Source organism: Micromonospora sp. D75 (genome assembly GCF_018070405.1).
In the GTDB taxonomy this organism is placed as follows: Bacteria; Actinomycetota; Actinomycetes; order Mycobacteriales; family Micromonosporaceae; genus Micromonospora; species Micromonospora chalcea.
The window spans coordinates 1-10938 of the sequence record NZ_JAGPXV010000140.1; the positions used below are offsets into that span (position 1 = coordinate 1).

The following is a 10938-nucleotide window of genomic DNA, read 5'->3' on the forward strand; positions in this document are numbered from 1 at the left end:
CGTTCAGCGCCGCCGGCGGCGCGCCGGGCGGGTTCACGCTCAACGGCGTCCCGTGCAACGGCGCCGCGCCGTCGCCGACAGTGGTGCCCACCACGGCGGTTCCGACCACCGCCCCGCCGACGACCGCCCCACCCACCACCGCCCCGCCGACCACCGCGCCCCCGACCACCGCTCCGCCCACGACGGCGCCGCCCACCAGCGCACCGCCGACCACCCCGCCGCCGAGCGGATGCGCCGGGGCGGTGCTCTGCGACGGCTTCGAGAACCAGACCGGCTCGACGCCGTCCGGCGACTGGAGCGTGGTGAGCCCGGACTGCTCCGGCGCCGGCACGGCCACCATCGACACGTCCACCACGCACAGCGGCAGCCGCGCGATCCGGATCAACGGCGCCGCCGGCTACTGCAACCACGTCTTCGTGCGGACCACGAAGAACCTCAGCGCCCTGGGCAGCGTCAGGTACGCCCGGATCTGGGTGCGGCACACCACCGCCCAGCCCACCGACCACACCACGATGATCACCATGTCCGACGCCGCCGACGGCAACCGGGACCTGCGGCTGGGCGGCCAGAACGGCGCCCTGCAGTGGAACCGCGCCTCCGACGACGCCACGCTGCCCGAACAGAGCCCGGCCGGGGTGGCGCAGAGCGTGCCGCTGCCCACCAACCGCTGGGCCTGCCTGGAGTTCATGGTGGACGGCTCGGCCGGTCAGCTCCGCACCTGGCTGGACGGCGTCGCAGTCACCGGGCTGACCGCCGACGGCGTACCGACGCACGACATCGACGGCCAGTGGTACAACCGCACCTGGCGACCGCAGCTCACCGACCTGAAGCTGGGCTGGGAGAGCTACGGCGGCGGGGCCGACACCCTCTGGTACGACGACGTGGCGATGGGCGCCACCCGCATCGGCTGCTGATCCACCCCCCGCCACCCGCCGCCCACCATCTCGCCCCGGCGACGTAGCCGGACCGGGGTGGTTCGGCAGCCCGACGGCCAGATCTTGGTACGAAACGGCCCCTGTAGGGGCGCTCTCGTACCAAGATCTTCCCGCATCTCGCTATTCGGAACGCGCATCCCGCATTCTCGCCGAGATCGGCCCGTTGCCCCGAGCCGGTGCGGCCCGTGGAGGGCCGGCTCGGCGCGGGCTCAGCGCTCGGCGGTCATGCGCTGGGTGCCGATCACGGAGAGCAGCCGCAGCGCCTCCTCCGAGGGCGAGCCGGGCGTGGCGGTGTAGATGACCACCTGCTGGTCGCGGTCGGTGATGTCGAGGACGTCGCAGTTCACAGTCACCGGCCCGACCAGCGGGTGCCGGAACGTCTTGCACAGCGTCCGCGCGCCGCCGACGTCGTGGGAGGCCCACAGGCGGGCGAACTCCGCGCTGCCGGCGAGCAGGTCCGCTATCAGCGCGGCCATCTCCGGGTCGTCCGGATAGCGGGCCGCGGCGGCGCGCAGCCGCCCGACCGAGTGGCGGGCGAACTCGCTCGCGTCCGACACGCCGTACATCAGGTGCGGGCCGAGGAACGCCCGACGGACCAGGTTGCGATCCCGCCGGGACACCGCGGAGAAGTCCTCCATGAGCGCCGCCGCGAGGTCGTTCCAGGCGATCACCTCGAACGTCGCCGAGGTCACGAACGCCGCCGCCTGCGGCAGCCGGTGCAGCAGGTCCAGCACGCTCTGCCGTACCTCCCGGGGTGGCCCGGGCGGCGGCGCGGGCGGCTCCCCGGCCAGGTGGTGGAGGTGGTCGCGTTCGGCGTCGGACAGCCGCAGCGCGCGGGCCAGCCCGGCCAGCACCTCCCGCGACGGACGCGGAGCCCGGCCCTGCTCCAGCCGGGTGTAGTACTCGGTCGAGATGAACGCCAGCCGCGCCGCCTCCTCGCGGCGCAGCCCCGGGGTGCGGCGACGCCGCCCGGCGGGCAGGCCCACGTCGGCCGGGGCGATCCGCTCCCGCCTGCTGCGCAGGAACACTGCCAGCTCACGTCGGTCCACGACCCCAGTGTGCCCGTGCACGGCGGCTGGTAGCCAGGTACCGCCGGTGCCTGGATGGGCTCCGCGCCCGGCCGCAGGCTTGCCGCATGGACACCACACGAACCACTGAGGGCCTGCTCGCAGACAAGGTCGCGTTCATCACCGGCGCCGGGCGGGGCATCGGCGCCGCGGCGGCCCGGCTGTTCGCCGCCGAGGGCGCCCGGGTGCTGCTCGCCGCCCGGACCGAGGAACAGTTGAAGGCGGTCACCGAACAGGTCCGGGCCGCCGGCGGCACCGCCGAGTACGTCGTCTGCGACCTGGCCGACGCGGCGAGCGTGCGCGCCGCCGTGGACCGCGTCGTCGAGGTGTACGGCCGCCTCGACGTCGCCTTCAACAACGGCGCGACGATCGTGCCGCCCGGACCGATGGACCGGGTGCGCGAAGAGGACTTCGACCACCTCTACACCGTCAACCTCAAGGGACCGTGGCTCGCCATGGTCGCCGAGGTCGCCGCGATCCGGGCCACCGCCGGCACCGGCGCGATCGTGAACAACTCCAGCGTCGGCAGCCTGATGGGCAACCCCGCGCTGCCCGCGTACGGCGCGATGAAGCGCGCGGTGAACAGCCTCACCGAATCCGCGGCGATCACCTACGGCCCGGAGGGCATCCGGGTCAACGCGATCGCCCCGGGCAGCACGCTCACCGAGATGATGCGCGCCTGGGACGCGGAGTCACCCGGGATCATCGAGCGGCTCGCCGCCGCCAGCCCGTTGCGCCGGGCCGCCGAACCCGACGAGATCGCCCAGGCCGCCGCGTGGCTGCTCAGCGACCGCGCCTCCTTCGTCACCGGTACGGTGCTGCGGGTCGACGGCGGCGCGCGGGCCTGACCGGCTCAGACGGTGGCGTCCTGGACCGGCCGGGGCGCGACCGTGCCGTCCGTGACCGGCTTGAAGCCCTTGACGACCAGGTAGACGCCGAGCGAGAACTCCCACACCGCGATGGGCAGCGCGGCGACCGCCGCCACCGGGGACAGCCGGTCCCAGGCGCCGAACAGCGTGCCCAGATCGGAGGCGACGAGCAGCGGCGCCCCGGCGAGCCCGAGCACCGGCAGGATGCGCGGCACCAGGCGGGACTGGTAGAGCAGGGAGCCCAGCAGCAGGGCGTTCACGGCCGGGAGGAGCGCCTGGCTGAGCAGGAACACCGAGTCGTAGAAGGCGACGAGTGTCCGGCCGGTGACCAGCGCGTCCGGTTCGGCGCCGGCCCGCCGCAGGGCGACCAGGGTCAGGATGCTCGCGACGCCGATGAAGATGCCGGCGGCCTCCAGCACGCGGGCGGCGACGAAGCCCAGCGCACGCGCCTCACCCTGCCGCTTGAGCACCGGGTGCAGCGCGATCGCGGTGCCGATGCAGGCGAGGGCGACGATCACCTCCAGGACGCCGCCGACGACGACCGGGGTGTCCGGCGTGCCGCCGAGGATGTAGTCCGCCTCGCGTATCGGGGCGTACAGCGTGAGGGTCGGGATCGAGACGAAGGTGAGCAGGTAGAACCCGCCCGCGACCAGCGACGTCTTGCGCAGTGAGTCCATCGGGGCTGCCCTCCGCCGCTCGGCCGGTGGTCGTTCCCTCACTCTGCGGCGGATCGGCGCGGCGGCGAATCGGCCGCTCGGTCAGACTCCTCGCGCGATGCGCACGGGCCACCGGTAACGGATACCGGTGGCCCGTGGGCGTACGACAGCGCGGCGACGCTAACGGTTCATCATGAGCGCCACCACTACGGCGACGAGCACCAGCGCGGCGAACACCGCCGCCGCGATCTTCGCGGCGCTGTACGGCCGCTCACCGATCACCTCGCCGGTGCGCGCGTTCACCAGCACCTGGTACGAGCGGCCGGCGTGCAGGTACGCGGCGATCCACACCGGCAGCAGGATCAGCTTGTACGACACGTCGGAGTACGTGGTGTCCACTGCGGACACCCGTTGCTCGTCACCGCCGATGTCCGACCGGCAGTCCCCCTCGATGACCGGCGCCATCCGCGCCTTCGCCTCGGTCAGGCCCGCCTCGGGCTCGGTGTCGTACCGCAGCGCCTGGTATCCGGCCAGGTAGTCGCCGTGGTACGCGGCCGCCTCGGTCAGCGGCCACGGCGCCAGCTTGTCCAGCTGCTCGGTGGGCAGGTGGGTGGTGGCGGGCACCAGCACGTCGTCGAAGTCCCGGCTGACGGTGCCGGCGGCCGGATGCCACCGGGTGTGCCGCACCTGCCGGGTCCGCGTCTCCTGCTTGCCGTCGACGGTCACCGTGTACGTCTCGGTGACGTAGTAGTACTCGCCCCGCTGACCCCGGTAGTCCGACACGGTCCGCGCGTCGAACGTCCAGTGCGGCAGGTACGTGCCCTTCAGCGTCTCCGCCTCGCTGACCTTCTTCAGGCTCCCCGGCGCGAACCAGCGGCTGCGGCACCACTGGCCCAGCGCCGTCCGTACGCCGTTGCGGTCCACCGCGAACGGCAGCACCGCCTCAGGAGCAATCAGCTCGCCCGCCGCGGCGTCGGCCACCAGCGGCGTGGCGCAGAACTGGCAGCGCTGCGCCAGCACGTCGCTCTCCGTCCGGGCCCCGCAGCCCGGGCAGACGAACGTGTGCGCCCCGACGCTCGCCACCGGCTTGCGGGGCAACGACGCGAGATCCGCGTACGCGTGCTCGCGCACCTCGCGGCCCGCGCCGGCGATCTCCTGCCGGTGCCCGCAGTACGGGCAACTGAGCGTCGTCGTGCCCGGCGCGAACTCCACCCGGGCCCCGCAACCCCCGCACCGGTACGAGGGCGGGGAGACAGTCGTGTCGCTCATGCCGGCACCTGCCCGGTGCGGGGACGACTCACCCGCTGACGTGCGTTCATTGCGGCGGCAGCGGCGGCGGGACGCTGGCCAGCACCGACGCCAGCTCCGGCACCTGTCCGGCGGGCTGCCACTGCGCCATCCCGGCACGCCAGACCAGCGTGTCCGGGCCGAGCGCGCCGGCGCCCGCCTGCTCGGCCAGCCCGCCGAGGTCGTACGGGCCCTGCCGCTGGCCACCGACGCCGACGTACCACTGGGCCTGGCCCGGCAGCGGCGGCGGCTCGGCGGCGCCCGGCTGCGCGGCCGACGGCTGCGCGGCCGACGGCTGCGCCGGCTGCGTGGCCCCGCCGCCGCCCATCGTCCGGGCCATCTGCTGGCCCATCGCCATGCCCAGGCCCAGGCCGATGCCCGCGCCCGCCTCGCCGCCCGGGTTGTTCGCCGCGGCCTCCATCGCGTTCGCGGCCTGGAAGCGGGTGTAGCGGTCCAGGTCGCCGACCGCGCCCATGCTGGTCCGCTTGTCCAGCGCCTGCTCGACCTCCGGCGGCACCGACACGTTCTCGATGACGAACTTGGGGATCGCGATACCGACCTCGGCCAGTTCCTCGGTCAGCACGGCGGCCAGCCTCCGGCCGATCGCGTCCTGGTGCGCGGCGAGGTCCAGCAGCGGCACGCCGGCCGTGGCGAGCGCGCCGCCGAGCCGGCCCACGATCAGCTGCCGCAGGTACTCCTGCACCTCCTCGGTGCGGAACTGCGGGTCGGTGCCGACCAGCTCACGCAGCAGCTGCGCCGGGTCGACCACCCGCGCCGCGAAGGCGCCGAACGCCCGCACCCGGACCACGCCGAACTCGGCGTCGCGCAGGATCACCGGGTTCTGGGTGCCCCACTTCATGTCCGTGAACTGCCGGGTGTTGACGAAGTACACCTCGGCCTTGAACGGCGAGTTGAAGCCGTACTTCCAGCCCTTCAGGGTGGACAGGATCGGCAGGTTGCGGGTCTCCAGCGTGTACGTTCCCGGCGGGAAGACGTCGGCGATCTTCCCCTCGTTGACGAACACCGCCGTCTGGGACTCCCGGACGACCAGCTTGGCGCCCATCTTGATCTCGTTCTGATACCGGGGGAACCGCCAGACGATCGTGTCCCGGCTGTCGTCCAGCCACTCGACGATGTCGATGAGCTCGCCCCGGAGCTTGTCCATCAGCCCCATCGCAACCCTTTCCTCGGCGCCGTTCTCCGGCGTCGCGGGCGACGATAGCAACCCCCCGCCACCTGCGAAAAGAGAACAATGGTGCGCTGATCGGCACCTACCGATCGCCGTCGTTCAGCCGGTGTCGCCGCTCATCGATTCCCCGCCCCCGTGACGCCGGGAGGCATCTCGGGACGGATCCTCCCAAGCCGGCGCCGCACGTGGACCCCGGTCGGTGGACCACGCGGCGCGCTGGTTCGGCAGCCGGGGCGGGCCGCCGGTCTCCGGGACCGGCCGTTCGGTCTCCTGCACCAGATAGTGCGGCCGGCGTTTGGTCTCGTAGTAGATCCGGCCGATGTACTCGCCGATCACGCCCAGGATCATCATCTGAATCCCGCCGAGGCCGATCACGCTGACGATGATGGTGGTGTAACCGGGCACGTCGATGCCCTTCTCCACGGCGTCGGCGACCACCCACGCCATGTAGCCCACCGCGATGAGCGTGAGGAAGAGCCCGCCGTAGATCGCCAGGCGCAGCGGCCGGTTGTTGAACGACAGCAGACCGTCGAACGCGTAGTTGAACAGCTTGCCGAACGTCCACCGGCTCCGCCCCGCCTGCCTGCTCTCGTTGCGGTGCGCCACCACCACGGTGCGGAAGCCGATCCACGAGAACAGGCCCTTGGAGAAGCGGTTGTACTCGGGCATCGCCAGGATCGCGTTCACCGCGAGCCGGGACAGCAGGCGGAAGTCACCCGCGCCGTCCAGCAGGCGGACGTCTATCCACCAGTTGACCAGGCGGTAGAACGAGCGTGAGGCGACCATCCGGATGAACCGGTCGCCGCGCCGGTCGCGGCGGGCGATCACCTGGTCGAAGCCCTGGCGGTAGAGCGCGACCATCTCGGGCAGCAGGCGCGGCGGATGCTGCAGGTCGGCGTCCATGATGACGACCGCGTCGCCGGTGGCCCGGTGCAGCCCGGCGAGCATGGCCGCCTCCTTGCCGAAGTTGCGGCTCAGCGACGTGTAGCAGACCGTCGGGTCGGCGGCGGCGAGCCGGCGCAGCGCCGCGAGCGTGCCGTCCTCGCTGCCGTCGTCGACGTACACCACCTCGACGTCCACGTCGGGCAGCTCGGCGAGCGCGGTGCTGAGCATCTCGTGCAGCCGCTCCACCGACTCTTCCTCGTTGAAGCAGGGCACCACCACCGACAGCCGCATCGGCGTCGTCCCGCCCGGCCCGGCGCCCGGGCGCGGGCCTCCGGCGCCGGCGGCGTCAGAGCCGGTAGACGAGCGTGCCATCGAGGTCCTCCCGGGTGATGCCCAATCCGTCGACGGGCCGGTTCTCGATGCCCTCCCACGGCGTGCCCGCCGCGCGGCTCGGCACCGCGACGACCGACCGGACGCCGATCCCGCGCAGGTACGCCACGCTGCCCGCGTCGGGGAACGTCGCCACGGCGACCCGGGTCTGCGCCTGGGTGACCGGCTCGAAACCGCCGAGCCCGTTGGTGATCCGGGGGAACCCGTCGGTGGACCAGAGCATGTAGTTCAGGTCGCCGATCCCGCCGGCGGGCAGCACCAGCATCGGCTCCGGCGCGGTACGCATCGCGGCCGGCGGCGTCGGCACGACCGGGTGCGGCGTGCGGTTGACGCCCTCCAGCGTCACCAGCGCGAGCGGCACCAGCAGGACCAGCGGCGCCACGGCCCGGGACCAGCGGTGGGCCGAGGGCCGGTGCCAGGACTCGGCGAGCGCGGTGACCAGCCCGGCGGCCAGCACCGCCAGCAGCAGGCTGGTCCAGTGCATCATCCGGCCCGGCGTGCGCAGCGCGTCCCAGCCGGGCAGGAGCGTGGACAGCGTCAGATAGCCGGGGTCGCCGTCCCCGCCGAGGGTGGCGCCCAGGCCGAGCAGCACGGTGCCGACCACGCCGAGCCCCAGCGCGACCCGGTGCCGCACCGGGAACGACGAGACGAACAGCCCCGCCGCGGCCAGCCCGATCAGCGTCATCCCGGGCAGCAGCGCCATCTCCGGCGGCCAGGTCAGCTGCTCCCGGGCGGCGGCGTGCCGTTCCCCCCACAGCCACGAGTCGCCGGGCGCGGTGATGAACCCGATCAGCGGAGGGGAGAACATCTTGGTCCAGTCCAGCGAGCGGACGGCCTGCGGGTTGAGGTCGACGACGCGCAGGTAGACCAGGCCGAGCAGCAGCGTCACGGCGCCGAACACGGCGCCGCCGGCCAGGTCCGCGATCAGCAGCCGGCGGCCGAACGGCGGACGCTCCCGCTTGCGCCGCCAGGACCAGCCGTAGCAGCCGGCCGCCACCAGCACGGCGGCCAGCAGGAAGTAGACGAGCGGCAGCCCGATGCCGAAGCCGAGCGTGACCTGCCAGGCGGCGACGAGCCACCCGGCCACCGCCCAGCCGGGACGGCGGCGCTCCGGCCGGTAGCCGTGGCGTAGCGACCAGCCGTGACCCCGGGCCAGCATCGCCAGGGCCAGCGCGATCCCGCCGCTGGACAGGATGTTCAGGTGGCCGGAGTGCGCCAGCCGCCAGGGCGCGTACGCCCACGCGATCCCGGCGACCGCGCCGCCCCAGCGGTTCGCGCCGAGCTGCCGGGCCAGCGCGTACGCCCCGAGGAACGCCAGCGCGTGCAGCAGCACGTAGAGCACGTTGTAGCGGATCACGGCGGCCTCGAAGCCGGAGCCGACCATCCCGAACGGCGCGTAGCCGAGCAGCGTGTCGCTGTAGGCGTAGGTGTAGCGCTCCGGGAAGAACGTGTTCGAGTGCCAGAGGTTGGCCGGGTCGTTGAGCAGGGCGTGCCCCGACCAGGCGACCTGCCACGCCTGCAACGTGGGGTCGCCCAGGTCGCCGGGGATGGTGGTCGCCGGGTGCCGCATCGTCGGCCAGGTCAGCACCACCGCCAGCAGCAGGCTGCCCAGGATCGCCAGCGTCCACTCCGGGTTCGGCCGCCATCGGCGTCTGCCGTCCACAGGCCGTTCGTCGGAGGGGCGGTCGTCCGAGGGCCGGTCGGCGGGAGGCTGCTCGGGACCGGTGTCCTCAGCGGTCGGCGGGGCGACGGCGGGCCGGATCTTCATGGGATAGATGCTTCACGATGCTGCTGGTCCTGTCGATCCACTGTCCGAAATGTGGTTGAAACTTCCGGCCGCATTACCGGAAAACCGCCTACGCGAACCGGTCGGCGAGCGCCGACAGCCGGTCGACGTACGCCGGCCAGTCGTAGCCCTCGGGGACGTTCCGGTTCTCCTGCCCCAGCCCTATCGCGGCGTCGTGCTGCTCGCGCAGGATGTCGGCGTGCCCGGCGTGCCGGGCCAGGTCGACGCAGACGTGCACGAGGACCTGGTGCAGCGTCACGTCCTGTCGGCCGGGCAGCCACCACGGCACCCGCCCCGGCGCGTCCAGCGGCAGCATGTCGATCGTCTCGTCCGCGAACGCCGCGACGCGGCGGTACAGGTCGATCAGCCCGTCCTTGGTCTCGTCCTCGCGGGCGTACCAGTCGGCCTGCGGGTCGGCGTCGAACGTCTCGGTGGCGACCAGCTCCGCCGGTGTGGGGAACTCGCGGCCGAACGTCGGCCCGAAGTAGCCGGCCTCGACGTTCAGGCAGTGCTTGAGCACCCCCAGCAGGTTGTTGCCGGTCGCGGTGCGGGGAAGCCGGGCCTCGCGTTCGCTCAGCCCGTCGAGCTTCCAGATCAGATTCTCCCGGATCGCGCGCAGGTAGTGGTGCAGCGCTGCCTTCGGGTCGTACGGCTCACTCATGCCCGACACTCTTCCGCATGGGTCGGACATCGTGGGGGCGCCGTCAGCCGGTCTGGCTGTTGTCCTTGTGCGCGCCCCACCCGTGCCAGCGCTCGATCTCGATCCACGCGCTGACCCGCTTGCGGTCCCGCCGGGGGTACGGCCGCCCGGTGTAGTGCTGCGAGATCCGGTCGATGTCCGCCAGGCCCTCGTCGTCGCGCAGCTCGACCACCCGCCCGATCAGGCTGACGTGGGTGTACCAGTTCCCCTCGTCCAGCACGGTCAGGGAGACCCGGGGATCGCTGCGCAGGTGTGCCAGCCGGCGGCGGCCCTCGTCCATGTTCACCAGGACGCGGCCGTCCTCCCAGAGGTACCAGGTGGCCGCGGACACCGGCTGGCCGTCGCGAAGCGTGGCGATGACGGCGGGATTCGGCTTGCCCAGCATGGCGACGGCGGGCTCGGGCAGCGGCGGCTTCGACATGGCTCTCACTCTACGTACCCGCCGGGCCCGCCGCTGGTCATGCGGCGGGCGCCGCCCGGACGGGCTCCCCGGCGGACGCCGCCGGGGAGCCCGTCGCACGCCGGTCAGGCGCGTGCGCTCCACTGCTGGTTGGTGCCGCCGTGGCAGTCCCAGAGGTTGATCCTCGTCCCGTTGGCGGTGCCGTAGCCCGCCGCGTCCAGGCAGCGCCCGGACTGGACGCCGCTGATCGTGCCGTTGGCGTTGAGGTTCCACTGCTGGTTGGGCTGGCCGTTGCAGTCCCAGATGATCACGCTGGTGCCGTTCGCGGTGCCCCGTCCGCTGGCGTCGAGGCACTTGTTGCCGAGCACCTGCAACTGCTTGTCCGAGGTGTAGGTCCAGCGCTGCATGGTGCCGCCCCAGCAGTCGTACAGCTGCACCGCGGTGCCGTTCGTGGTGCTGCCGTTCGGCACGTCCAGGCACCGGCCGGAGCCGGCACCGACGAGCTGCACGTTCTGGTACGTGCCGCCGCCGCTGCCCGGGGTGCCGATGCTGCCGGACACCGACTGCAACGCCCGGTACCAGACCGCCGCCATCTTGTCGTAGCCGGTGGCGGTCGGGTGGATGCCGTCGATCAGGTCGGCGGTGGTCAGCGCCGAGTACTGGTCGACCAGGTGGACGCGCTTGCCGGCGTTCACCTTCGACTGCACGATGCCGGGCAGCGCGGCGTTGAACGTGCGTACCGCCGCCGCCTGGCCGGAGTTGGCGAGCGGGATG

The 10938-nt window shown here is 72.8% G+C and carries 11 protein-coding genes; 2 read left to right on the forward strand and 9 right to left on the reverse strand.

The window, feature by feature from the left end; genetic code table 11:
* On the forward strand, positions 1–914 hold a 914-nt coding region (locus tag KBX39_RS11415; protein ID WP_210870406.1), incomplete at its 5' end, for a cellulose-binding protein.
* Between the two features lie 230 nt (positions 915–1144).
* On the opposite strand, the gene KBX39_RS11420 is transcribed toward KBX39_RS11415, so the two are convergent.
* A complete protein-coding gene (locus KBX39_RS11420) occupies positions 1145–1984 on the reverse strand; it encodes a helix-turn-helix transcriptional regulator (RefSeq protein ID WP_064447392.1) in 840 nt (279 codons plus the stop codon).
* Between the two features lie 86 nt (positions 1985–2070).
* Here KBX39_RS11420 and KBX39_RS11425 point away from each other — a divergent pair, with 86 nt between their 5' ends.
* Complete coding sequence (locus tag KBX39_RS11425; RefSeq protein WP_104115323.1) at positions 2071–2850, forward strand: SDR family NAD(P)-dependent oxidoreductase; 780 nt, start codon at positions 2071–2073, stop codon at positions 2848–2850.
* Positions 2851–2855: 5 nt separating this feature from the next.
* Here the strand turns inward: KBX39_RS11425 and KBX39_RS11430 are convergent, their stop codons facing one another.
* The 8 genes from KBX39_RS11430 to KBX39_RS33265 all read right to left on the reverse strand — a co-directional run.
* Entirely contained in the window at positions 2856–3548 is a 693-nt protein-coding gene (locus KBX39_RS11430) for a DUF4386 domain-containing protein (RefSeq protein WP_069090016.1), read from the reverse strand.
* Between the two features lie 159 nt (positions 3549–3707).
* Positions 3708–4796 carry a hypothetical protein gene (locus tag KBX39_RS11435; RefSeq protein WP_043325226.1) on the reverse strand — a complete coding sequence of 363 codons (1089 nt, stop codon included), beginning with the start codon at positions 4794–4796 and terminating at the stop codon, positions 3708–3710.
* A 46-nt stretch (positions 4797–4842) separates the two neighbouring features.
* Positions 4843–5988: an SPFH domain-containing protein gene (locus tag KBX39_RS11440; RefSeq protein ID WP_210870408.1), complete on the reverse strand. Its 1146-nt coding sequence runs from the start codon at positions 5986–5988 to the stop codon at positions 4843–4845.
* Between the two features lie 114 nt (positions 5989–6102).
* Complete coding sequence (locus tag KBX39_RS11445; protein WP_223201151.1) at positions 6103–7179, reverse strand: glycosyltransferase family 2 protein; 1077 nt, start codon at positions 7177–7179, stop codon at positions 6103–6105.
* A 55-nt stretch (positions 7180–7234) separates the two neighbouring features.
* A complete protein-coding gene (locus KBX39_RS11450) occupies positions 7235–9046 on the reverse strand; it encodes a hypothetical protein (protein WP_210870410.1) in 1812 nt (603 codons plus the stop codon).
* 88 nt (positions 9047–9134) lie between these two features.
* Positions 9135–9725, reverse strand: coding sequence for a DinB family protein (locus tag KBX39_RS11455; protein ID WP_104115318.1), 591 nt, complete (start codon positions 9723–9725; stop codon positions 9135–9137).
* 43 nt (positions 9726–9768) lie between these two features.
* Positions 9769–10185 (reverse strand): PPOX class F420-dependent oxidoreductase, encoded by a 417-nt coding sequence (locus tag KBX39_RS11460; RefSeq protein ID WP_030499597.1) that lies wholly within the window; start codon positions 10183–10185, stop codon positions 9769–9771.
* A gap of 104 nt (positions 10186–10289) precedes the next feature.
* Positions 10290–10938, reverse strand: a 649-nt coding sequence (locus tag KBX39_RS33265; protein WP_247660094.1) for a ricin-type beta-trefoil lectin domain protein, incomplete at its 5' end; no start/stop codon positions are given.